Origin of the sequence: Arthrobacter sp. SD76 (assembly GCF_049726125.1) — a bacterium.
GTDB classification, from domain to species: Bacteria; Actinomycetota; Actinomycetes; order Actinomycetales; family Micrococcaceae; genus Arthrobacter; species Arthrobacter nitrophenolicus.
The window spans coordinates 2,362,043-2,386,464 of sequence record NZ_JBNBLR010000001.1 but is presented as its reverse complement, the minus strand read 5'-3'; the positions used below and the strand labels follow the sequence as shown (position 1 = coordinate 2,386,464).

The window sequence follows — 24,422 nt, the reverse complement described above, 5'->3', positions numbered from 1 at the left end:
AGAATTCATCGCGGGTCCGGACGCAGGTGAAAGACGAGGTTTAAAGAGGAATGGGACCCCTCCGAAAGGAGGAATCCCATTCCCTGGATAAGTCTCGGTGCGCCTAGTCGACTTCTACGGCAGCCTTCTCATGAAGCTTGGCCGTCTCATCGTGCCAGTCGGAGCTCAATGGTTTGAGGGTAGCCTCGACCGCACGCGCGTGGTGGGCGCAGAACAGCAGCTCACCGCCGGAGGACTCGAGTACAACCCGCACATATGCCTGGGCTCCGCAACGATCGCACCGGTCGAGGGCGTTGAGTGTGCGGTCCGCCACTGCTGTTGTCATATCGGCCTCCTTAGTAGATCAGTACGTCTATATAACCAGTATTCGTAACAAAACCATCGCAAGGATGGGGCAAGTTCGCTGTGCGCGTATCCCCAAGGTTCGGTCAAGATTCACCCAGCAGCCCGGAAAAGTGCCCAAGTGGCGCGGTGCACAGGCCCTGCACAGTGTGGCAGCCAGCCGACCGGGCCGCGGCCGACTACCCTAGAGGGAGCGCTTTGAGCGCCCGCTTTACCTGAAGGAGTTCAACACCAGTGGCACCAAGTTCTGACTACACTGCCCGGCACCTGTCTGTGCTGGAGGGCCTGGAAGCCGTCCGCAAGCGCCCGGGCATGTACATCGGTTCCACCGACTCCCGCGGCCTCATGCACTGCCTCTGGGAAATCATCGACAACTCCGTGGATGAAGCACTGGCCGGGTTCGGCCACGACATCAGGATCATCCTGCACGCGGACAACTCAGTGGAAATCCACGACGACGGCCGCGGCATCCCCATCGACAAGGAACCGAAGACCGGACTCACCGGCGTCGAAGTGGTGTTCACCAAGCTCCACGCGGGCGGCAAGTTCGGCGGCGGCTCCTACACTGCCTCAGGCGGCCTGCACGGTGTGGGCGCATCGGTGGTCAACGCCCTCTCCTCACGGCTGGATGTTGAGGTGGACCGCGGAGGCAAGACCTACAAGATGTCCTTCCGCCGCGGCGAACCGGGCCGGTTCCAGGACACCGGCTCCCGGGTGGATCCGGCCGCGCCCTTCACCCCGTTCGTGGAGGACTCTGTCCTTGACGTTGTGGGGAAAGCCAAGCGCGGCGTCACCGGCACCAGGATCCGGTACTGGGCGGACCGGCAAATCTTCACCCCGGACGCAAAGTTTTCGTACGACGAGCTGGTGGCCCGCGCCCGGCAGACGTCCTTCCTGGTTCCCGGGCTCAAGCTCACTGTCCGCGACGAGCGCAGGATTTCCGGAACCCCGGGTGAAGGCGGACCCCACGAGGAAGTGTTCCACCACGACGGCGGCATTTCCGAGTTCGTCGACTTCCTGGCGGCCGACCCCGCCGTCACCGACGTGTGGCGGCTGCACGGCGCCGGCAAGTTCAAGGAAACCGTCCCGGTGCTGGACGAGCGCGGGCACAGCCAGCTGGCTGAGGTGGAGCGCGACTGTGAAGTGGACGTTGCCCTGCGCTGGGGCATCGGCTACGACAGCACCGTCCGCAGCTTCGTGAACATCATCTCCACTCCCAAGGGCGGCACGCACCAGTCCGGCTTTGAGCAGGCCCTGGTGAAGACCTTCCGCAAGGCAGTGGAAAGCAACGCCCGCAAGCTCAAGGCCGGCAACGACAAAATCGAAAAGGACGACATCTTCGCCGGCCTCACGGCAGTGCTCACGGTCCGGCTCGCGGAACCGCAGTTCGAGGGTCAGACCAAGGAAATCCTTGGCACCTCCGCAGTCCGTGCCATCGTTTCCAAGGTGGTGGAGCGCGAAATCAACGCCAAGCTCACCTCCTCGAACCGGAACGACAAGGCGCAGACGGCACTGCTGCTTGAGAAGATCGTCAACGAAATGAAGTCGCGCATCTCGGCGCGCGTGCACAAGGAGACCCAGCGGCGCAAGAACGCGCTGGAAACCTCCTCGATGCCCACCAAGCTTGCCGATTGCCGGACGGACGACGTCGAACGTTCCGAACTCTTCATCGTGGAAGGCGACTCGGCGCTGGGAACCGCCAAGCTCGCCCGGTCCTCCGACTTCCAGGCCCTGCTGCCCATCCGCGGCAAGATCCTGAACGTCCAGAAGGCTTCGGTGGGGACATGCTCTCCAACGCCGAGTGCGCCGCGCTGATCCAGGTGGTGGGCGCCGGTTCCGGCCGCAGCTTCGATATCAGCGCCGCACGCTACGGCAAGGTCATCCTGATGACGGACGCCGACGTCGATGGCGCGCACATCCGCACCCTCCTGCTGACCCTGTTCTTCCGCTACATGCGCCCCATGATCGACGAGGGCAGGGTGTTCGCCGCCGTGCCGCCGCTGCACCGGGTGGAGGTGATCAACGCCGGCCAGAAGGCCAACGAGATGATCTACACCTATTCCGAGGCTGAACTGCATGTGCTGCTGGCGCGGCTGGCCAAGGAAGGCAAGCGGTACAAGGAGCCCATCCAGCGGTACAAGGGCCTGGGCGAGATGGATGCCGAGCAGCTGGCCGAGACCACCATGGACCCGCGGCACCGGACCCTGCGCAAGGTGGGCATCGAGAACGCCAAGCAGGCGGAGGAAATTTTCGACCTCCTGATGGGCTCGGACGTCTCCCCGCGCAAGGACTTCATCATCGCGGGCGCCGCCAGCCTGGACCGGGAGCGCATCGACGCCTGACGGAACGGTTGAGCCTGTCGAAACCCAGGGGTTTCGGAAGGCTCAGCCGAGCAGGCCCGGAACCACCAGCAGGGCCGTGGGAAGGGCCAGCAGGAGAACGCAGCCGGTCAGGACCAGGCTGCGCACCGCTCCCGGCAGCTGGGGCTGGGGCGACAGCAGCCGGCTGACCCGCGAAGCGGTGGTCCGCGCTGAATCGGACGCCAGGACGCCGCTGCCCGGGTCCAGGCCGGCGAGGGCAGCGGTGGAGGCAGTGGGGGCGAGCTCCGAACCGGTACCCTGCGCCGAACCGCTCGCAACAATGGCGATGGCCTTGATCAGGGTGGCTTTGCTCTCGCTCTTGAGGGCGACGTCGTCCGCCAGCATCTCAATGAGTGAGTTAACGGACTCCTGCGCCAGCCGGGTGGTGGGGAGCCAGGGCAGGGCCTGCCGCCAGGCCGCAAAGGCCCACAGGAGCAGGTGGTGCCGCTGGCTGAGATGGGCGTTCTCGTGGATCAGGACCGCGCGCAGCTCCGCCGGCTCCAGGGCGGCCATCAGTCCGTCCGACAATACGGTCACCGAACGGGCGCCGCCGGGAAGGCAGTAGGCCACGGGGGAGTCGTGACTGATCACCAGGGTTGCGGCGTCCTGTCCGGAGGGGGAGGCAAGCAGGGCCAGCAGCTCCCGGTGGCGCCGCCGCTGCCGCTCGATCTTGTAGTACGTCAGCAGCAGGGTGAAGACCAGGTGGGCCGTGAGCAGCGCGGCCGCCGACAAAGCGAAAATGTGCCAGAACCCCAGGGCTGTGGTGGGTGCGTTGAACAGCACCATAGCGGCCAGCGCGCGGAGCCCGGCGATCAGGTTGTCGCCGATCGGTTCCAGCCCGTACACCAGCATGGCCCCGATCATGGAGAGCCCGCCGGCGAGGGCGATCGCCTGCCACAGGAGCATGGCCGTGAAGGGGGAGCGCGCGGGCCACTGTGCGCGCGACAGGAGGATGGGTACCGGCCAGGCCAGTACTATCGCCAGGACCGCCAGCAGGTATGAGGCCCAGAACATGGGTGGCTAGAGGTGGCCAAGCAGTTTGCGCAGTGTCTCGGCTTCACCTTCGGATACGGAGCCAATGAAGCGTGCCAGCACGGCTTCGCGGTCCGGAGCCGAGCCCAGGACTTCGTGCATGAGCTCCGCGGTGTGTTCTTCACGGCTGGAAACGGCCTGGTAGCGGTGCGGCCGGGTCCCGCGTTCACGCTCCACCAGCCCCTTCTTCTCCAGCCGGGACAGCACCGTAAGTACGGTGGTAACGGCAAGTTCCTTGCCTTCGTGCGCGGCCGCGCCACCCTGCCCTGACGAAGTCTGCGCAAGCCGGTCACGCAGGGTATTGGCCGTGGCTGCTTCCTGGCCCGCCCAGAGCAGATCCATCACTGCCCGTTCCAGTTCACCAAGACTTGCCATTGCACTTTTCCTTTGTTCCCCGCACCGTTCGCCCTGCTGGCGCCGGTGACTGCACGCGGTTACTTCAACTACACCTATAAATCTACCCCGAATCGACGTTACTTTCTACGTTGGGTAGAACACGTGGCGCGACGGCCGATCCCGCGTCATCCTTGTGGAGGGGGCCGGTTTCCACTCCGCGGACCCCTTGTTCTACACTTTGTAGAAGTTAGAGTTCTACGAAACGTAGAAAACTGCATCTGCTCACAGTAGGGACTGCCTTGGACGCCTTGGAAATCGCACGCTGGCAATTCGGTATCACCACGGTCTACCACTTCATGATGGTCCCGCTGACCATTGGCCTGGGCCTGGTGGTGGCCATCATCCAGACCGTCTGGCACCGCACCGGCAAGCCGGAGTACCTGCGCATGACCAAGTTCTGGGGAAAGCTGTTCCTCATCAACTTCATCATGGGCGTGGCCACCGGCATTGTGCAGGAATTCCAGTTCGGCATGGCCTGGAGCGAATACAGCCGCTTCGTGGGCGACGTCTTTGGCGCCCCGCTGGCCCTCGAAGCACTGCTTGCCTTCTTCGTCGAGTCCACCTTCCTGGGACTGTGGATCTTCGGCTGGAAGCAGCTCAAGCCCGCCATCCACCTGGCCTGCCTGTGGGTGGCCGTGATCGGCTCGATGTTCTCCGCCTACTTCATCATCGTGGCCAACAGCTGGATGCAGCACCCGGTGGGCGTGGAAATGGTGGACGGCCGGCCGGTCATGACCGACGCCTGGGCCGTTTTCACCAACAACACCGCGCTGGTGGCCGTGCCGCACACCCTCTTCGGTGCGCTGGCCGTGGCCGGCGGCTTCCTCCTCGGCATCGCCTGGTACCACCTCTGGCGGAGGCGGCGCGACGGCGTCGACACCGTGGGTGCCGACGGCAAGGTCATCCCGGGGGAGTCCGCTGCCATCCCCGGCCGCGACCGCGCGGACCACACGGTCTGGATCCGGTCCCTGCGGATCGGCGCCGTGGTGGCCATGATCTCCTTCGCAGGCACCGCCCTCACCGGCGACCTCCAGGGCAAGCTCATGTTCGAACAGCAGCCCATGAAGATGGCCGCAGCGGAGGCGGCCTGCCACGACGGCACCGGATTCTCCGTCCTCAGCATCGGCAACCTGGGCTCCCAGGACTGTGACGACATCGTGGCCCTGATCGAAGTTCCCGGTATCCTGTCCTACCTTGCCAAGGGCGACTTCACCACCGAGGTCAAGGGCGTCAACACCCTGCTCCCCGAGTACCAGGCCAATTACGGCACCCACCTTCCGGACAACCCCATCTACGGCGAACGTGCCGGCCAGGAAATCGACTACCTGCCGGTCATGGAAGTCACCTACTGGGGCTTCCGCATGATGATCGGCTTCGGCGGGCTCGCGGCCCTGGCAGCCCTCGTGGCACTGTGGCTCACCCGCAGCGGCACCGTTCCCTCCTCCCCGTGGCTCATGCGGCTGGCCGTCCTGGGCGTCATGGCCCCCTTCGGTGCCAACGCGGCCGGGTGGATCTTCACCGAGATGGGCCGCCAGCCGTTCGTGGTTGCCCCCAACCCCGATCCCAGCGGCATCGACCAGGTGTTCATGTTCACCGCGGCGGCCGTCTCCCCGGGCGTATCGGCAGGGGAACTGCTGGCCTCGCTCATCACCCTGACCGCCGTATACGCCGTCCTGCTGGTGGTGGAGGTGAAGCTGCTGGTCAAGTACGTCCGCGGCGGCGTGGTGTCCGCCATGCCGGAGCTCGCGCACACCCCGGCGGACGAAAACGAGGACGCCACGCCGGGCCCCGGCGGACCGGGCGGCGCCAAACCCGCCGACGACGTCCTGGCCTTCGCCTACTAGCCGCAGCCGAACAGAACGCAGAGGAAACGAACTATGGAACTGCTGCCGACCATCTGGTTCATCGCCATCGCGGTGCTGTGGACCGGGTACCTCTTCCTTGAGGGCTTCGACCTGGGCGTGGGAATGCTGATGAAGGCCTTCGCCCGGAACAACACCGAGCGCCGCGTGCTGCTCAACACCATCGGGCCGGTCTGGGACGGCAACGAGGTCTGGCTCCTCACGGCCGGCGGTGCCACGTTCGCCGCCTTCCCGCTCTGGTACGCCTCCCTGTTCTCCGCCCTCTACCTGCCGCTGCTGGTGGTCCTGGTGGCCCTGATCTTCCGTGCCGTGGCCTTCGAATACCGCGGCAAGGTGGACACCGACCGCTGGCGGGCCCGGTGGGACTGGGCCATCGCCATGGGATCCTTCTTCGCCGCCTTCGGCGTTGGCGCAGCCCTCGCCCTGACCACCACCGGACTGCCCCTGAACGCGAACGGCGACCGCGAGGGCGGCCCCTTCGCCTGGTTCAGCGGCTACGCGGTCCTGGGCGGGCTCGCCGTGGTGGGCTTCTCGCTGGTCCACGCCCTTGCGTTCCTGGCGCTGAAAACCGACGGCGAGGTCCGGCACCGCGCCCGGCAGTGGTTCGTCCGGCTGCTCCCGGTCCTGCTCCTGCCCATCGCGGCCTGGGCGCTCAGCATCCAGTTCCTGGACGGAAAACCGTGGACCTGGGCAGCGGTCCTGCTCGCCGTTGCAGCGGCCGCCGCAGCCTGGCTGCTGGCCCGCTCCGGGGCCGAAGGCAAGGCCTTCCTGGCGCTTGGCGTATTCCTGGTCCTCGGAACGGCATCCATCTTCGGCGCGGTGTTTCCCGTGGTCCTGCCGTCCACCCTGGACGGGGCCTTCGACCTCACCATTTCAAACGCCTCCTCATCGGACTACACTCTGGGCCTTATGAGCATCGTCGCCACGTTCGGCCTGCCCCTGGTGATTGCCTACCAGGCCTGGACTTACTGGGTGTTCCGCCGCCGGGTCAGCGCCGCGTCCATCCCGGAGGCCCACAGCTTCCTGCCGGCAGTGGCCGCCAGGGCGTTCACCACCAAGGGCTGACGTGCGGCCAACGTTCCCCGCCGGTCCCGCCACCCGCTCCGCCCTCTACTGGCTCGGGCTCCTGGCCGCGCTCAAGGCGCTTTCGCTGGTCCTCATGGGCCAGGCCGTGGCTTCCGCCCTGGCGGGGCTGGCCGCAGGGGAACCGGACTGGGCCGGCCAGATGATCCCGGGTCTGGCCGGGGTGGTCCTGCGCTCCCTCACCGTGTGGGACAGGCCGTTGCGGCCCGCCGGGCTGCCCTGGGCGTCAAGGAGGAACTGCGGTCCGGCCTGCTCGAACGTGCACTGCGGAACGGCACCCGGGGCACCGGACCGGCAGACGGCGGCCTGGCGGTGCTGGCCACCCGGGGACTGGACGCGCTGGACAGCTACTACACCCAGTTCCTGCCTGCCCTGGTGAACTGCGCCGCCATCCCGCTGCTGCTGGGCGCCCGGATCCTCTTTGCCGACTGGGTCAGCGCCGTGGTGGTCGTCCTCACCGTGCCGCTGGTGCCGCTCTTCATGGTGCTGATCGGCCGGTACACCGAGGACAAGGTGCGCGAGGCGCAGTCCGCCCTGGCCCGGCTCTCGGCCCACATGCTGGAACTGGCCAAGGGACTCCCGGTCCTGGTGGGACTGGGCCGCGCGTCCGCCCAGCGCAGGGCACTCGAAAAGATTTCCGAGGAGTACCGGTTCCGCACCATGGGCACCCTGCGGACCGCCTTCATGTCCGCCCTGGCCCTTGAGCTGATCGCTACCATCTCTGTTGCCGTCGTGGCCGTGTTCATCGGCGTGCGGCTGGTGCACGGCGACATGCCGCTGGAGGCCGGGCTGCTGGCGCTGATCCTCGCCCCCGACTGCTACCTTCCGCTGCGCGAACTTGGTACCGCCCACCACGCCAGCGACGACGGCCGCGTGGCGCTCGCAGAGGTCACATCAGTGACCGGGGCACCCGAGCCCCGGCCGCTGACTGCCGTGCGGGCGGGACGGCCGGGTGCCCCCATTACTGTCTCCGCGCTCACGGTCACCTACGGCGGACGGTCCCGGGCCGCCGTCGGACCCCTCGGCTTCGAGGCGCCGCAGAGCCGGATCACCGCGCTGGACGGGCCCAGCGGGGCGGGAAAGAGCACCATCCTGGGTGTCCTGGCCGGGACCATCGGGGACGGCGGCGGCACGTCCGTGACCGGTTCCGTCAAAGGCCTGGACCGTACCGCGGTGGCATGGGTCCCGCAGCATCCCGTGATGGTGGCCGACACCGTACTGGATGAGGTGCTGCTCTACTTGTCCGCGCACGCCCGGAATTCCCGTGACCGGGCGCTCACAGTGGACGTTGCCAGGTCCTGCCTGGCGCGGGCCGCGGCGGGGCACCTCGCTGCCAAACACCCCCGCTGAGCTGAGCCCCGGTGAACTGCGCAGGGTTGCCCTGGCCCGCGGGCTGGCCCGGATCGAGGCAGGCGCCACGGTCCTCCTGCTCGATGAACCCACCGCGCACCTCGACGACGAATCGGCCGTGGCGGTGGAGGATGCCATCCGCAGGCTGCGCGGCCAGGCTACCGTGATCCTGGTGGCGCACAATGACCGCACCCGCGCCCTCGCCGACCACCTGGTCCCGGTTGGCGGCCCAGCCCCGGACGTGCCGGCCGCAGCCGTGCCGGGCCGGCAACCGCTGCCCGCTGCCGCCGGATCTGCCGGCGGTGCCGCCCTGACTGCACCCGCCGGATCCGGCCGCGGACCGGCGGCAGCCGGCCCCGGTGCCCCGGAAGCCAATACGGGCGGGGCGCGGCGGACGCCCGTCCGGCTCCTGGCCGCGCTCCTGGCACCGGTGCAGGGCAAGTTCGCCGGCGCGGCCGCGGTGGGCACGCTGGCGGCGGTATTCGCCGTCGCCCTGTCCGGACTGTCCGGCTGGCTGATTATCCGGGCCAGCGAGCAGCCGCCCATCCTGTACCTGCTCTCCGCCATCGTGGGGGTCCGGTTCTTCGGCATCGGCCGGGCGGTTTTCCGCTACTGGGAGCGGCTGCTCCTGCACGACGCCGTGTTCGCGGCCCTCACCAGGCTCCGGGGCAGGCTCTGGGAATCGCTGAGCCGGCGGGCCCTGGCACTCCGCCGCCTGCTGCAGGGCGGCAACGTGCTGGGGACGGTGATTGACGACGTCGATACCGTCCGGGACCTGCTTCCCCGCGTGGTCCTGCCGCCGGCGACCGGCGTGGCGGTGTCAGTGCTTGCGCTGGCTGCCACCTGGCTGCTGTTGCCGTCCGCGCTGCCTGCCGTCATCGCTGCCGCCCTTGCCGGCCTGCTGCTCGCGCCGGCGGTTGCCCTGTGGGGCGACCGGAAGTCGGCAACGGCTGAGCAGCTCCTGCGCTCCGGCGTGCTGCGCCGGATTTCCGCGGCGCTGGACGCCCGTGCGGAACTGCATGCCAACGGCGTGGCACCCCTGGTCCTTGAGGACCTGCAGCGCCAGGACCGCAACGCCACTGCCGCGTCCAGGCGTTCCGCCTGGGCGGACGGGCTGGGCCACGCCATCACGACGGCCGCCTGCGGCGCCGCTGCCCTCGCGGCCGCCTGGCTCGCCGCCCCGGCAGTGCTGGACGGCCGGATCGAGCCGGCCACTGCGGCGGTGGTGGTCCTGCTCCTCCTCGCGCTGGTGGAACCCTACGCAGCCATGACGACGGCGGTACGCCAGTTCCCGGCGCTGCGGACAGTCCTGGAGCGGGTGGCGGAGTCCGGCGCGCTGGCGGGGCCGGACCCGGCAGCGGACGGGTCCGACGGGCTGCACCCGGTGCCGGCCCGCGCCGGAAACCGCCCCGGCGTCGAACTGGACAACCTTGCCGCCGCGTGGCCGGGCGGCCCGCCGGTGTTCACCGGGCTCACTGCTGTTGCCGAACCGGGGCGCTGGCTTGCCGTGACGGGTTCCTCGGGGTCGGGGAAATCGACCCTGCTCTCGGTCCTGCTGGGGTTCCTTCCCGCGGCGGAGGGCCAGGCGCGCGTGACGGGCCGGGCCGCCTGGTGCCCCCAGGAGGCACACCTCTTCGACTCGACCATCCGCGGCAACCTGCTGCTGGGACGCCCCGCTGACCGCGGCGGGGACGGCATGGAGGCGGAGATGGACGCCGTCATCGGGGCCGTGGGTTTGACCAGCCTCATGGAGCGCCTGCCCGACGGCCTGGACACCCGGATCGGCCCGGGCGGCGCGTTCCTCAGCGGGGGAGAGCGCCAGCGCCTTGCCGTGGCGCGGACCCTGATGACGGGGGCCGACGTGATCCTCCTGGACGAACCCACGGCACACCTCGACGCCGCATCGGCACGCCACATGCTGGCGGACCTGCGGGACGGGCTGCGCAGCCGCACGGTGGTGCTGGTGACGCACAACCCGGCGGACATCCAGCCGGAGGATGCCCGGCTCGTGCTTGCTGCCGCGGCCGGCGGCGAAGAAGCCCTGGTGGCCTCCCGGAGGGGAGCAAACGCAGGGAACGCTTAGCCGTCCACGTCGTGGAGGTGATGGATGACGTCGTGCAGGAAGTACCGCGCGAGCGTCAGGACGGTGAACTCGGAGCCGTTGCTGCGCAGCCCCTTCCTGCCCCACTCCGATTCCCGCACGCCGGCGAAGGACTCGGCCACCTGCTTGCCCTCGGCCGTGAGCTCGGCACTGACCACCGCCGGGTCCGCGTTGGCGTAGTCCTTCTCGATGGCGGTCCGGTCCTGGTCCCAGTTCTCGAACCGGGCGTCATCCGTTTCCAGCATCAGGTTCAGCCGCTGGTCGAACAGGCTGAAGACGTCCCGCACGTGGCAGGCGTACTCCAGAGCGGACCAGGTGTGGTCGTCCGGGCGCTCCGCCGCATCCGGCCGGCGGAGGACCGCCCGCCACCGCGGCAGCATGTTTCAATGGTCCCGGGGACCGTTGACGGCGTGGCGGTGGAGGCGTCGAAGGAGCATTCCGGGCAGGGGCGGGTCAGGACCCAGGTCCAGTCCTTTTCATCAGGAACGATAGGCATGGCAGCAGTCTAGGCGGGATCCGCCCACGCCATCGCCGGACCCACCGCTTCCACCGGCTGGGACAGCGGCACGCCCGAGCCGTCCCGCCGGCCGTGCTCCTGCGGCAGGGACCTGGCCACACCTGCGGCGGAGGATGCCTTTGCCGGGCCATGGCCGGCCCACGCGAGCAGCAGCGTGTCCTCGCCCTTCAGGAAGCGGTGCGCGCGGACGCCGGCGGTGGCACGGCCCTTGACCGGGTATTCCGAGAAGGCCGTCACCTTGGCGGTGCCTGGGGCGGTGCCGGGCAGGGCGCCGTTGCTGCCGGCGATGGTGACCACGACGGCGGCTTCGTCCTTGGGCTGCACGGCGCCGAAGAAGATCACGCGGTCGTCCGCGCCCAGCTTGATGCCGGCCATGCCGCCGGCCGTACGGCCCTGGGGCCGGACGTTGGCTGCCGGGAATTTCAGCAGCTGGGCCTGGCTGGTGAGGAACACCAGTTCGGCATCGTCTGCCCCGCGGGGGCCACGCCCACCACGTAGTCCTTGTCTTTCAGGGCGATGACTTCCCAGTCCTCGCGGTTCAGGGGGTAGTCGGGCTGGACGCGCTTCACCACGCCCTGGGCGGTGCCGATGGCGAGGACCTCGTCCAGGGGGACGAACGCCACCAGGGTTTCGCCCTTGACCAGGGTGAGGAAGTCCTTGGCCGGCACGCCGCCGGCGAGGTTGGGCAGTCCTGACATGGCCGGGAGGACGGGCATGTCCATCACCTGCAGGCGCAGCATCCGCCCCTGGGAGGTGAGGGCCGCGATCTCCCCGCGGGCCGACGTCTTCACGACGGAGGTGAAGACGTCATGCTTGTTCCGCGGCCCCGCCTCGGCCAGCGGCTCCTGGTTGGTGGTGCGGCCAATCTGGCCGGAGGCGGTGAGGATGGCCCAGCAGGGATCGTCGGCGATTTCCAGGGCCAGCGGTGCGGGCTTGCCCTTTTTGCCGTTGGCGCCGGCCAGTTCGGCGGCCACCGTGGGGGACACGGCCTCCGATTCCAGCAGCACCGTGCGGCGCGGGGTGCCGTGCTGTTCGGCAATTTGGCCCAGTTCGTCGGACACCACACCGCGCAGGAGTTCCTCGGAGCCCAGGATGGCCTCCAGTTCCTCGATCTCGCGGCGCAGTTCCTCCTGCTCCTTCTCCAGCTCGATCCGTGAGTACTTGGTGAGCTGGCGGAGCCGCAGCTCCAGGATGTAGTTCGCCTGGACCTCGGAGAGGTCGTAGATGGACATCAGGCGGGCGCGGGCGGCGGCTGCCTCGTCCGAGGACCGGATGATCTGGATGACCTCATCGATGTCCACGATGGCGATGAGGAGGCCCTCCACCAGGTGCAGGCGGTCCTTCTTCTTGCCCAGCCGGAACACGGTCCGGCGCCGGACCACGTCAATCCGGTGGTTCACGTACACCCGGAGCAGGTCCACCAGGCCGAGGGTCTGCGGCTGGCCGTCCACCAGGGTGACATTGTTGATGCCGAAGGAGTCCTCCATCGGCGAGTAGCGGTACAGCTGCTGCAGGACCGCGTTCGGGTTGAAGCCGTTCTTCAGCTCGATGACCAGGCGCAAACCGTGCTTGCGGTCGGTGAGGTCCACGATGTCGCTGATGCCGGTCAGCTTCTTGGCGTTGACGGCGTCCTTGATCTTCTCGATCACCTTCTCCGGGCCCACCATGTAGGGGAGCTCGGTGACCACCAGTCCGGTGCGGCGCGCGGAGAGCTGTTCCACCTCGACCTTGGCACGGGTCTTGAAGGAGCCGCGTCCGGTGGCGTAGGCGTCGCGGATGCCGTCGAGGCCGACAATCCGGCCGCCGCTGGGCAGGTCCGGCCCCGGCACGAAGCGCATGATGTCATCCAGTGTGGCGTCCGGGTGGGCGATCAGGTGCCGGGCGGCGGAGATGACCTCCACCAGGTTGTGCGGGGCCATGTTGGTGGCCATGCCGACGGCGATGCCGGTGGCGCCGTTGACCAGCAGGTTGGGGAACGCCGCCGGCAGCACATCCGGCTGGGTCAGCTGGTTGTCGTAGTTGGGGACGAAGTCCACCACGTCTTCGTCGAGGTGGTCGGTGAGCGTGAGGGCGGCGGCCGCAAGCCTGGCCTCCGTGTACCGCGGGGCTGCGGGGCCGTCGTCGAGCGAGCCGAAGTTGCCGTGCCCGTCGATCAGCGGCAGCCGGAGCGAGAAGTCCTGCGCCATGCGCACCATGGCGTCGTAGATGGCGGTGTCGCCGTGCGGGTGCAGCTTGCCCATCACCTCGCCCACCACGCGGGCGCTCTTGACGTGGCCGCGGTCCGGGCGCAGGCCCATGTCGCTCATCATGTAGAGGATGCGGCGCTGTACCGGCTTCAGCCCGTCGCGGGCGTCGGGGAGCGCGCGCGAGTAGATGACGGAATAGGCGTACTCCAGGAAGGAACCCTCCATTTCGGAGGTCACATCGATGTCAACGATGTTCTCCGTGTAGGGGGTGGTGTCCACGGGAGGGGCTGAACTTTGGCGGCGGGCCATGGGGTTGGTGAATCCTTCTGGGGGTTACTGAGCAATCGGTCTTTCGGGCGCGGGCGGCGGTGCTCCGGAAGTTTTTGGCTAGGCTAAGCCTATGGTGGATCAGCCCGGGGACGGCGAATATCCGGAACATTGGGAAGCCGATGTCGTCCTGCGTGACGGCGGAACAGCACACCTGCGCCCCATCCATCCCTCGGATGCCGATGCGGTCCAGGCGTTCCATATGCGCCAGTCCCAGGATTCAATTTACATGCGGTTCTTCGCTTTCAAGGCCCGGCTGTCCAGCAAGGAGCTCAAACGCTTCACGGAGGTGGACTACAAGGACCGGGTGGCGTTCGTCATCACCAGCCGCGGGGAAATCATCGGGATCGGCCGCTACGACCGGCTCGATGATCCAGCGGAGGCGGAGGTCGCGTTCAACATCGCCGACGCGCACCAGGGCAGGGGACTGGGCTCCATCCTGCTGGAACACCTCGCCGCCGCCGCGCACGAAAACGGGATCCGCCGGTTCACCGCCGAGGTGCTGCCGGAGAACCGCAAGATGCTGATGGTCTTCTCCGATGCCGGCTATGACGTCAAGCGGCATTTCGACGACGGGGTGGTCAGCCTCGAGTTCAACATCGACCCCACCGAGAAATCCCGGGCCGTCATGGAATCCCGCGAGCACCGCGCGGAGGCGAGGAGCGTGCGCGACCTGCTGACGCCGTCGTCCATTGCCGTCATCGGTGCCAGCCGCAAGTGGGGGACAGTGGGCTACCAGTTGCTCGAACACATCATCGAAGGCAAGTACCCGGGGCCGGTCTACGCCATCAACCCCGAGGCCTTCGAGCTGGCCGGCATGCTGTCCTACGGCAGCCTGTCCGAAGTGCCGGACCCGGTGCACCTGGCCGTCGTGGCAGTGCCCTACGAGGAAGTTCCGGGGGTAGTCGCCGACTGCGCTGCGGCCGGGGTGAAGGGCCTGGTGATTGCCTCGGCAGGCTTCGCGGACGACGGCGAACGCGGCCTCCAGCGGCAGCGGGACCTGGTGCGGCAGGCCCGGGCGAACGGGATGCGCGTCATCGGCCCGGCCTCGCTCGGCATCGTGAACACGCACCCGGACGTCTCCCTCAACGCGTCTATGGCGCCCACACTGGCCCTGCGCGGCAGCCTGGGCCTCTTCAGCCAGTCCGCCGCCATCGGGGTCTCGCTCTACGCCGCGTCCAGCCGGCGCCGGCTGGGCCTGTCCACGTTCCTCTCCGCGGGAAACAGGGCGGACGTCTCCGGCAACGACATGATGCAGTACTGGGAGGACGACGCCGACACCTCCGCCGTCGGCCTCTACCTGGAATCCATCGGCAACCCGCGCAAGTTCTCGCGGCTCGCCCGGCGGCTGGCCCGGACCAAACCGGTGATCGTGGCCAAATCGGACACCATGGGACTGCGGCTGCCCCCGGGGCACGCCGTACGCACCACTCAGGCGCCGGTGGGGGCGCTGGATGCCATGCTGCGCCAGTCCGGCGTCATCCGGGTGGAGACCATCGAGCAGCTGGTGGACGTGGCGCAGGTTGTGTCCGGCCAGCCGCTGCCGGCCGGTCCCGGCATCGCCATCTTCAGCAACTCGCAGGCCCTGGGCAAGGTGGTGGCGGACAGCGCCGCCGACCAGGGGCTCAGCGTCGCGCAGCTCGTGGCCGGGGTGGACCTGGACGCCGGTCGGTCCGTTGCCCTGCCTGCCCTGCGCTCGGAGCTGTTGAAGGCACTGGAATCTGAAGCCGTGCACGCGGCGGTGGCTGCACTCCTGCCCGCGCGGGGACTCACGGTGGACAGTATCGCCGAGGTGCTGGCCGAATGCTCGGCCACTGCCGGGAAACCCGTGGTCGCTGCGTTCACCGGCATACTGGACCCCTCCGTCTATGTCGAGGGCATGGTGGGGTCGCCTGACCACACCGTTCCGTGCTATTCGAACCCCGGCGCAGCGGTGGCCGCGCTCGCGGCCGTGGTGCGGTATGCAGAGTGGGTATCGCGGGACCACGGACATTTCGTCGAACCCGCAGGCTGCGACCCGCAGCAGGCACGCGCCGAGATCGAGGTCCTCCTGCGGGATGTCCGGGGCGAGCAGCTCAAGCAGCTGGACCCGGCGGCGGCGGCGTCCCTGCTGGGCCACTACGGCATCCGGCTGCTCCCGTCCGTGGGCTTCGATACCCCGGAGCAGGCCGTCGAAGCGGCTGACGCGCTGGGCTGGCCAGTCGCTTTGAAGACCACCGCCCCGGCGCTGCGGCACCGGCTCGACCTGGGCGGGGTACGGCTCGACATCCAGGACCCGGAGTCGCTTCGGCAGAACGTCCTCCAGATGCGGCGGGCGCTCGCCGCCTATGGCGACCCGGCGCTGGAGGTTCAATCCATGGCGCCCGTCGGCCAGGCGTGCACGTTCCGGGCCATCGAGGACCCGCTGCTGGGCCCGGTAATTTCGTTCGGCCTGGCCGGTGACGCCACCAGCCTGCTGGATGACTGGGCGCACCGGGTGCCGCCCCTGTCCGCCGCCGACGTGCACGACTTCATCCGCGCTCCACGGGCCGCCCGGAAGCTGTTCGCCTACCAGGGACTTCCGGCGGTGGACGTTGAAGCGCTGGAGGACCTGGCCGGCAGGCTTGCCTGGATGAAGGACAACCACCCGGAAATTGCCCTGGTGGAATTCAACCCGGTGCTGTGCGGCACGTCGGGCGCCACCATCCTCGCCGCGGACGTCCGGATCGGCAACGCCGCGCAGCGGACTGACAGCGCCCGGCGGGCCATGCTGGGCTGAACCGGCCCGTGCCGGACCGGCGCGGTTCGCAATGTGGATGGCCGATCTGTGAAAATGGGGTCATGAGCTCACAGCCTCCCGCGTCGGCGCCCGAAACGCCCGGCAATGACAACCAGGCCGTCCGCCACCACAGCTCACACAGCCACGGTGCCCAGGGCCAGAGCCTGGACGATGCCCTGCAGAAGGCCGGCTTCTACCCCGCCTGGTGGCCGACGTCGTGGACGATGCCCTGGACGGCCGCGACTGCGTGGCCCACCTGGTGCACCTGGAAACCCACTTCGACCGTGCCGAGGTGCGCCGCCACATTACCGTCCTGGTGCTGACCTCGGACATGCTGGTGATCACGCATGTTGATGACCAGCAGCTGGACGACGCCGGCGAGCAGATCGTCGCCCAGATCTCCACCGAATCGGTACCCGTGGCGCAGATCCGTTCCGTGGTCCTCAGCTACATGTACTCCCAGCCGCAGAACTACAAGCCCTCCGATCCCGTCCGCGAACTCACGCTCTCCATCGCCTGGTCCGGCGGCCAGCGGCTGGACATGGGCCCTGCCAGCTGCGGCGATCCGCAGTGCGAAGCGGACCACGGCTACACCGGCACCATCGCCCAGGAGGACATCGTCCTGCGGATCAGTGCCGAGGCGGACGGCCTGCAGGCGGTCCAGGACGCCAAGCTTTTCGCCCGTGCCCTTCGCGCGGTGAACACCGGCTCCAGCGCCCCGGTACCCCACGTGCAGTCGCTCCCGCCACGCCCGCGCGCCGGTGTCTTCGGCACCCGGCTCAGCCGCGGCCACCAGCAGCGCTGATGCCCGAAGACCGGCACCAGGCTGTCAGCACCCCCCTTGCCCCCGCAGGCCAGGCGCAGGACCTGCCTCCCGCCCCTGCGTACGGCCGGCGCTCCGTCGCGGAAGTCCTCACCAGCGCCGCGGCGAGCATCGGCGTCGGGGGCTTCACGAACACGCTTGGCCTGCCCGACGCCCGGCGCGTCTGCGTGGTCCTGGCGGACGGCCTGGGCGGAACCTGCTGAAACAGAAAACGGCGCACACCCCCTTCCTGCGGTCGGTGATCCAGGCCGGGCAGGGCGACGTTCCGGTGTGGCTCGATTCTGCCTTCCCCTCCACGACGGCAGCGGCATTGTCGAGCTTCGGGACGGGACTGCCGCCCGGCCAGCACGGCATGGTGGGATACGACGTGCTCGATCCGAAGCAGGACAAGGTGGTCAACCTGCTGGGGAACTGGGACCCGGGGGTGGACCCCGAGGCCTGGCAGCCGTTCCCCACGGTGTTGGAGCGCGCTGCCGCCGAGGTGGACGTCACCACCATCAGCCTGCCGCAGTTCGGTGACTCACCCATGACCCGCGCCGCCCTCCGTGGCGGCCAGTTCGTGTCCGGGACCACCTCCCACGCCCGCACTGCCGCGGCCGCCGAAGCCATGGCCGGCTCCGACCGGTCATTGATGTACTTCTACCTGAACGAACTGGACAAGGCAGGGCACCGCTACGGCTGCGGCTCCGAGCAGTGGGAGCACCAGATCGAGGAACTGGACGCGACCGTCAAGCGGCTGAGCGCCTCCCTGCCCGCCGGCACCACCATCCTCCTCACGGCCGACCACGGCATGCTGGACGTGCCCGAGCAGCACCGCATCGACTATTCCGCGGACCCCCAACTGGTGGACCGTGTCCGGCACACGGCGGGGGAACCGCGGATGGTGCACCTGTACCTCGAAGACGGCGCAGACCGGGACCGCCTGCTGGCAGCCTGGCGTGCCCGCTTCCGCGGCAGGATCTGGGCGTTCACCCGCGAGGACGCACTGTCCGCCGGCCTGTTCGGCCCGGTGCGTCCCGCCGTCGAAGGCAGGATCGGCGACGTCATGATCGCCGCCCGGGACAGCCTGGCCCTGTATGACACGCGGCGCAGCCGCCCCACGGCCATGGAGGTGGTGGGCCAGCACGGCTCGCTGACCAAGGCCGAACGCGAGGTGCCGCTGCTGTGCTTCACCGCCAGCGGCAAGGGCGCGCGCCGTGGCTGAACTCGTCTTTTTCTCCGGCACCATGGACTGCGGCAAGTCCACCCTGGCCCTGCAGATGGACCACAACCACCGCGCCCGCGGGCGGGGCGGGTCCGGTTCAGCCGCAACGACCGCGCCGGGAAATCCCGCATCTCCAGCCGCCTCGGCCTCCAGACGGATGCGGTGGAGGTCGGGGACGGAACCGACTTCTGGGAGGAAGTCATGCGCCGGCGCACCCAGGGCCAGCGGGTGGACTACCTGATTTGCGACGAAGCGCAGTTCTACTCACCGGAGCAGGTGGAACAGCTCGCCAAGGTGGTCGACGAGATCGACGTCGACGTCTTCGCCTTCGGCATCACGGCCGATTTCCGCACCCGCCTGTTTCCCGGTTCCCAGCGGCTCATCGAACTGGCCGACCGGGTGCAGGTGCTCCAGGTCGAGGCCTTGTGCTGGTGTGGCCGGCGCGCCACGCACAACGCCAGGACGGTCGACGGCGTCATGGTCACCGAGGGTGCCCAGGTGGTGGTGGGCGACGTTGATATGGCCATGGATCCGGCAGCCACTGTGGAGAGCGGGCATGTCCCGGTGGTGGGTTATGAGACCCTGTGCCGGCGGCACTTTATGCGGCGCGTGACAGCCCACGGGGCGAACCTGATGGCGGAACAGGACCAGTTGCTGCCCTTCGAAGTGGATGCCTGCCTCTGGCACGGAACCGGTGGAACGGGCGCTGCGGGGGCTCCGGGCGGGACCGCGATCTAGCCTTCCCGGTTGACGCCACCGCGGGCTGCATCACCCCGCCACTATTTTCCAGATTCATTTTCCCCCGCTCGCCCTGAAGGGGCCTGTTTTGTCAGACCCCCTTGGCATGCTGGATTCATGGACGGCACAGCGACGCAGGGCAATGGCAGGGACGCGATTCTCGCTGCCGTTGCGTCGGTGGCCGGGTTTGTCGATGAGCTCGCCGTTGTAGTTGCGGGCCGTTCTGCCGCCGATTCCGCTCATTCCACGGCCGCGGGCAGTTCTGCTGCCCGTTCAGATGACAGTGGTTCCGATGAGGGTGATCCGTTGCGGACGTTCGCGGATGCCTGCCTGGGCGGGTTGGCGTTGATTTCCAAAATAGAGGCATCTACCGCGGCCGCGAAAGCGCGGCTGGTCGCAGGGCATGTGGAGGCCGCCGCTGTGCTGGGGGACCCGGATCCGAGCCCGCTGTGGGCTAAGGGGCAGGAGATGGCCGTGGTGGCCGAGGTTGCCTGCGTCCTGACCATCGGTGAACGGGCCGCGAGTGCCTTGGTTGGTGCCTCGCACGCGCTGACCAGTTCGCTGCCCGCCGCGCTGGATGCCCTGCAGGCCGGGTCGGTGTCGTGGCAGAACGCCCAGGTCATCGTCGACGAGACCACAGGGCTCGACCCAGCTGCCACCGCCAGGCTGGAAGCGCATTTCCTTGGGCTGGACGACACTCCTGACGCCCCCGTTGCCGGCTCTGTGGTTGCCGGTGGTCTGGCGGGGGAGTTGCCGCCGGCGAGGCTGCGGCGGAAGGTCCGGTCCTGGCGGGAACGCCACCACCCCGAATCTATTGAAATCCGCCACGCCCGGGGTGTGGCCCAACGGCGGATGGAGTACACCCCGGACCGGGACGGCATGGGTGGATCTCGCTCTGCCTGCCCGCGCACCAGGCTAACGCCGCGTGGAACCGTACCCGGGCACTGGCCCGGGGGCTGCAGGGCCCGGACGAGCCCCGCACCCTGGCCCAGCTGATGGCCGATATCGGGGCCGCGGCGCTCCTGGGCGCAGGGAGCGGTGTGGCGCCGGGTGTGGCCCCAAGTGCCGGGGCCGCGGCGCTCCTGGGCGCAGGGAGCGGTGTGGCGCCGGGTGTGACCCCAGGTGCCGGGGCCGCGGGCGGTCTGGCGGAAGTCCCTGCCCCGGGGGCGCAGGTGCTCGTCACAGTACCGGTCTTCTCCCTGCTTGGCCTCACGGATGAACCTGCCGTGCTGGATGGCCATGGTCCGGTCCCGGCGTCGATGGCCCGGCAACTCGTCGCCGAAGGTGCGGCGTCGTTCTACCGGGTACTGGTGGACCCGCGGGACGGGGCGCCGCTGGAGATCGGCCGCAAGAACTACCGGATCCCGGCAGCAATGCGGCGGTGGCTCCGGTTGCGGGACGGGAAGTGCCCGTTCCCGGGGTGCAGCAACGCCGCGCTCGATAACGAGGCAGACCATCTGCTCGCCTGGCACCACGGCGGGACCACCGGGATCAGGAACCTGGGCAGCTCTGCCCGAAACATCACCGGATGAAACACGCCAGCGGCTGGGAACCCACCCCCGCCAGCAAGGACCGGCCTCCGGGTTGGATCTCTCCGTCGGGCCGCACCTATAGCAGCGAATCCCAGGACTGGGAACCACCACACCTGCCACGAGGACTTCCGGGCGGGCGGGTCCTGCCTGGGGAAGAGCGCTCAGAAGGTCAGTTGCCAGCAGGGATGCCTGTGGGATGGAGTTACCTCGAACACGTGCTGGTGGAGAGCCTGTCCTAGCATCAGAGCCAGTCCCAGTGTGGCCTTTAGTCGCCGCGGGTGCCGAAGACGATCTCGTCCCAGGAGGGCACACTGGACCGTTTCGGCCGGGACGGCTGGCGTTCAGGTGCCTCCGTCTCGGGCAGCTGGCCTGTTGCAGGCGTGCTGTCGTCGTGCCGGGAAACCCGCCGGCGGGGAGCTCCGCCCAGCAGTTCGTTCAGGCCAACGTTCGACGATGCAGCGGCTCCGCTCGTTGCTGAAGATTCCGCATCTTCGCCGGTTTGGTCAGAGCCGGAAGACGTGCCCGGCGTGCTGCCCGAGGGACGCGTGGGGGACGCGACGATGGTGATTTCGCGCGTGTCGGTGCTGACACCGTCGTGCAGGCGCAGGGCCTCCTCCACCGGATCGCGGTGCGGCGGGATGAGGCTGAGCCTGGACATCATCGAGGGGCGGGCGTCGCGCCGGCGGATAAAGGAATCCCCCTTGGCGGCGGGCGCGTCATCCTTGTCGTCCTGCGGTCCGTTCTCCTGCTCCTCCGGTTCCGGGATGACCTCCGACGGGCGGGGGTGGGCAGCCGGAACGCCATGGGTCAACAGGAGTGCAAGGGCGTCGTCGGAATCCTCGTCCACGCCCAGGCGCTGTCCGCGGCGGGAGCGGAGCATGTCCAGCAGCCCGTCAGGGTCCTTGCCAGACCCCTGGGCAGGGCCGGCCTGGTTGCCGGGGCCGGGACGGGAGGTGTCCGCGTCGGCCTCAAAGTCGAAGGGCCTGTCCGAGACGGCCGAGAGCCGCCGCGCTGGGACGGGACCGTCCAGCGGTTCCAGTTCGCTTAGCTGCTGCGCCCACCGGTTGGTGTTCTGCAGGGATTTGCGGACCGGGTTGAACGTCCACAACGCCGGAGGCTCCTCGCCGATGCCGGCTGCGCCGCCGGTTAGGGGTTCGAAGCTGGCGGAGACAGTCCAGGTGCCGTCCTGCCGGCGCCAGGAGTCCCACTCCACTGTTGAAGGATCGATGCCGTGCGCGGACAGCCGGTGGGCGACCATGTCGTCCAGGGTGGCCGGGTTGTCACCGAACGCCGCCCGGTAGACGTCGTGCCCGGGGGAGGGGGTGGCAACTTCCACCTTGCGGGCCTGCTGCGCCACGTACTCGCGCTCCGCCAGGACCGGCCCCTCATAGCGCTCCACTTTGGCAAGCGGCAGCCCGGACAGTTCCGCAACATCGGCGGCCGTGGCACCGGCACGGATCCGGCCTGGATATCCCGGGGAGACATGGGAATGGCGGGCCGGTCCGCGGGCCGCTTTGCCGCTGACCTGCTTGCCGTCCTCAGGGCTTCATCGATCGGCAGCTGGAACATCTCGCCGCCGGCTCCGCTCAACAGGAGGTGCGTCCCGTCGTCGTGCACGCCCACAAGCCGTAGATCCTGCATCCAAATCCTCCACCCTGGCATTACTATCAATCGAAACTCTGCCACCCGGTGTACGTGTTTTGCCTCAAGGGGCCGGGCGTGCCGCGATTTTCCGCTATATCAGGAGAACCAGGACCGCAACCGTGGACCAAGGGTCGGCGGCAAGGGACTCGGACGCGGTTGCCGCCGGAGCGGGGCCTACCTGCGGGTCAGGGCTGCCGTGAGCTCGGCGGGGTGCCGTGTGGAGGTAAGCCAGTAAGGCGTGTTGTCCGCGGGGTCGGTGATGCCGATCTTCACTACGGGATCGATCCAGCCCCGGATGCAAAGGTAGGCGAGGCCGTTGAGCCGCGTCCCGCGCTCCGCCGTGGCTTCTTCACCGCGGAATTCCTGGACGTCACCCACGAACTTGCGCTCGATTGTCGCACGGCCCACCGTCAGCGTGTCCCCGGTCACCAGGATGGTGGGAGTGGACACCACCAGCAGCACGGCGATGATGACGAAGAGAACCGCCGCCGCCGTAAAACCGGCAGCCGCGCTGATGGGGGCGAACACCAGGATTCCGGCGCCCGAAACACCCGCAGCAATGATCCAGATCCACAGGTTCGGCCAAAGCTTTTCCTTGTAGGTCACCGACGCTCCCATGGAAGAAGAATTGGGCATGGGCGCAGGGGAGCTTGATTCGGGCATACGCCAAGCTTTCCACCTTTGCCCTGCTATTTCATCTTGGCGCCCGGCATCCGGGGGTGCCGCTGGAACGGAGACCAAAGCTGCCCCTGCCCGTGCGTCGGTCGGGGCCGTGATGAGGTGCTGGCAGTAGGTCCGGTGCGGGCGTGCGGGTTAGAGTGAGTGACTGTGACTGATCATCCCGCCACACTCGACACTGCCCCCCACGAAGCACCCGCAGCCCTGGCCGCGGACAACCCGGCACCCACCCTCCAGGTCCAGCTGAAGATGCTGGACCCGGCCTGGAGGCACCGTCCTACGCGCACCCGGGCGACGCCGGTGCAGACCTTCGGGCGCGGGAAGATGTGGTCCTGCAGCCGGGTGAGCGCAAGCTCGTTCCCACCGGCGTGGCCATCTCGCTTCCCTATGGCTATGTGGCCCTGATCCATCCGCGCTCCGGCCTGGCCACCAAGCACGGCCTCACCATCGTCAACGCCCCCGGTACGGTGGACGCGGGCTACCGCGGCGAAATTTCCGTCACCCTGCTCAACACCGACGCAAGCCAGCCCATCGAACTGCGGCGCGGCGATAGAATTGCGCAGATGGTCATCCAGCGCGTAGAGCACGCGCAGTTCGTCCCCGTCGCAGAATTGAGCGAATCCGTGCGCGGCACCGGAGGGTTCGGGTCAACCGGCGGATTCACCCTTCCCTAACGCCGGTTTCGTGCCGGCGCAGACGCCGGCGGCCGGCACAAGCACGACGGCGGGGCCTCCCCAGGCCGGACCGGAACTTCACAACAAAGGAGACACCCTGATGGTCTTTGGGCTCGGCAGGAAAGCCAAGAAGGAACAGGCGGCCGAACCGGACGAACCGCTGACGCTCGCGGAGCCCGCGGACGTGGAAGCGGGCAGCACCGGACGCCGCGCCAACGGCCCCTTCGATGCATCCGAAATCAGCAGCCGCGACGGCTATGTTGACCTCGGTGCGCTCCTGATCACGCCCAGCGAGGGCCTCCAGCTGCGACTGGAAGTTGAAGAGGCCACACAGCGCGTGGTGGCTGTGACCATGGACCTCAACGGTTCGAGCCTTCAGCTGCAGGCGTTCGCTGCACCCAAGACTGAAGAGCTGTGGGATGAGATCCGCGGCCAGATCGGCCAGTCCGTTGGCGCCCAGGGCGGCCAGGTCGAGGAAGTGGAGGGCGAGTTCGGGACCGAACTCGTTGCCAAGCTTCCCGCCGGCCTGCCCGACGGCAGCCAGGGCTACCGTGTGGCCCGCTTTATCGGCGTCGACGGTCCCCGCTGGTTCCTCCGCGGCGTCCTGGGCGGCGCTGCAGCACTGGACCGCGACGCGGCCGGACCACTCGAAGCACTGTTCAAGAAGGTAGTGGTCATCCGGGGTGACAGCCCCATGCCGCCCCGTGACCTTCTCCAGCTGCGCCTGCCGAAGGACGCCACCGCCACGCCCCCGCCGGCTGCTCCCGGGCTGCAGGAACCGGAGCGTGGCCCCGAAATCACCCAGATTGGCTGAT

The 24,422-nt window shown here is 68.5% G+C and carries 8 protein-coding genes and 10 pseudogenes; 11 read left to right on the top strand and 7 right to left on the bottom strand.

Going from position 1 to position 24,422, the window contains the following annotated elements; translation table 11 throughout:
• Positions 1-103: 103 nt before the first annotated feature.
• Positions 104-325, bottom strand: coding sequence for a DUF7455 domain-containing protein (locus tag ACPEE0_RS11730; RefSeq protein ID WP_009358954.1), 222 nt, complete (start codon positions 323-325; stop codon positions 104-106).
• Positions 326-576: 251 nt separating this feature from the next.
• On the opposite strand from ACPEE0_RS11730, the pseudogene ACPEE0_RS11725 reads away from it, so the two are divergent.
• Positions 577-2,684, top strand: a pseudogene (locus ACPEE0_RS11725) (DNA gyrase/topoisomerase IV subunit B).
• Positions 2,685-2,726: 42 nt separating this feature from the next.
• On the opposite strand, the gene ACPEE0_RS11720 reads toward ACPEE0_RS11725, so the two are convergent.
• Positions 2,727-3,716, bottom strand: a complete 990-nt coding sequence (locus ACPEE0_RS11720; RefSeq protein ID WP_407709429.1) for a M56 family metallopeptidase — start codon at positions 3,714-3,716, stop codon at positions 2,727-2,729.
• Between the two features lie 6 nt (positions 3,717-3,722).
• Positions 3,723-4,109, bottom strand: a complete 387-nt coding sequence (locus tag ACPEE0_RS11715) for a BlaI/MecI/CopY family transcriptional regulator (protein ID WP_009358951.1) — start codon at positions 4,107-4,109, stop codon at positions 3,723-3,725.
• A gap of 260 nt (positions 4,110-4,369) precedes the next feature.
• Here ACPEE0_RS11715 and ACPEE0_RS11710 point away from each other — a divergent pair, with 260 nt between their 5' ends.
• From ACPEE0_RS11710 to cydD, 3 genes and pseudogenes are all read left to right on the top strand, one after another.
• Positions 4,370-5,974, top strand: a complete 1,605-nt coding sequence (locus ACPEE0_RS11710) for a cytochrome ubiquinol oxidase subunit I (protein WP_407709430.1) — start codon at positions 4,370-4,372, stop codon at positions 5,972-5,974.
• Positions 5,975-6,007: 33 nt separating this feature from the next.
• Positions 6,008-7,057: a cytochrome d ubiquinol oxidase subunit II gene (gene cydB / locus ACPEE0_RS11705; protein ID WP_407709431.1), complete on the top strand. Its 1,050-nt coding sequence runs from the start codon at positions 6,008-6,010 to the stop codon at positions 7,055-7,057.
• Between the two features lies 1 nt (position 7,058).
• A pseudogene (cydD, locus tag ACPEE0_RS11700) lies at positions 7,059-10,508 on the top strand (thiol reductant ABC exporter subunit CydD).
• Here the strand turns inward: cydD and ACPEE0_RS11695 are convergent.
• A pseudogene (locus ACPEE0_RS11695) lies at positions 10,505-11,022 on the bottom strand (DinB family protein). The pseudogenes cydD and ACPEE0_RS11695 sit on opposite strands and share 4 nt — an antisense overlap.
• Before the next feature lie 9 nt (positions 11,023-11,031).
• Positions 11,032-13,538 (bottom strand): annotated as a pseudogene (locus tag ACPEE0_RS11690) (DNA gyrase/topoisomerase IV subunit A).
• Positions 13,539-13,629: 91 nt separating this feature from the next.
• Here ACPEE0_RS11690 and ACPEE0_RS11685 point away from each other — a divergent pair.
• The 5 genes and pseudogenes from ACPEE0_RS11685 (at position 13,630) to ACPEE0_RS11665 (ending at position 20,850) form a co-directional block, all read left to right on the top strand.
• Positions 13,630-16,314 carry a GNAT family N-acetyltransferase gene (locus ACPEE0_RS11685; protein ID WP_009357955.1) on the top strand — a complete coding sequence of 895 codons (2,685 nt, stop codon included), beginning with the start codon at positions 13,630-13,632 and terminating at the stop codon, positions 16,312-16,314.
• 62 nt (positions 16,315-16,376) lie between these two features.
• Positions 16,377-17,119 (top strand): annotated as a pseudogene (locus ACPEE0_RS11680) (DUF5998 family protein).
• Positions 17,119-18,341 (top strand): annotated as a pseudogene (locus ACPEE0_RS11675) (alkaline phosphatase family protein). Before ACPEE0_RS11680 ends, ACPEE0_RS11675 begins: the two co-directional pseudogenes overlap by 1 nt.
• A pseudogene (locus ACPEE0_RS11670) lies at positions 18,334-19,079 on the top strand (thymidine kinase). The pseudogenes ACPEE0_RS11675 and ACPEE0_RS11670 overlap by 8 nt, the downstream one beginning before the upstream one ends.
• 117 nt (positions 19,080-19,196) lie before the next feature.
• A pseudogene (locus ACPEE0_RS11665) lies at positions 19,197-20,850 on the top strand (DUF222 domain-containing protein).
• Positions 20,851-20,876: 26 nt separating this feature from the next.
• On the opposite strand, the pseudogene sepH reads toward ACPEE0_RS11665, so the two are convergent.
• Positions 20,877-22,252, bottom strand: a pseudogene (gene sepH / locus ACPEE0_RS11660) (septation protein SepH).
• 177 nt (positions 22,253-22,429) lie between these two features.
• The gene (locus ACPEE0_RS11655) at positions 22,430-22,918 is read right to left on the bottom strand and encodes a DUF3093 domain-containing protein (RefSeq protein ID WP_035752751.1); all 489 of its coding nucleotides are present in this window, start codon (positions 22,916-22,918) and stop codon (positions 22,430-22,432) included.
• Between the two features lie 165 nt (positions 22,919-23,083).
• Here ACPEE0_RS11655 and dut point away from each other — a divergent pair.
• Together dut and ACPEE0_RS11645 are read left to right on the top strand one after the other, a co-directional pair.
• A pseudogene (dut, locus tag ACPEE0_RS11650) lies at positions 23,084-23,607 on the top strand (dUTP diphosphatase).
• A 100-nt stretch (positions 23,608-23,707) separates the two neighbouring features.
• Positions 23,708-24,421 (top strand): DUF3710 domain-containing protein, encoded by a 714-nt coding sequence (locus ACPEE0_RS11645; protein WP_009357963.1) that lies wholly within the window; start codon positions 23,708-23,710, stop codon positions 24,419-24,421.
• Position 24,422 lies beyond the last annotated feature (1 nt).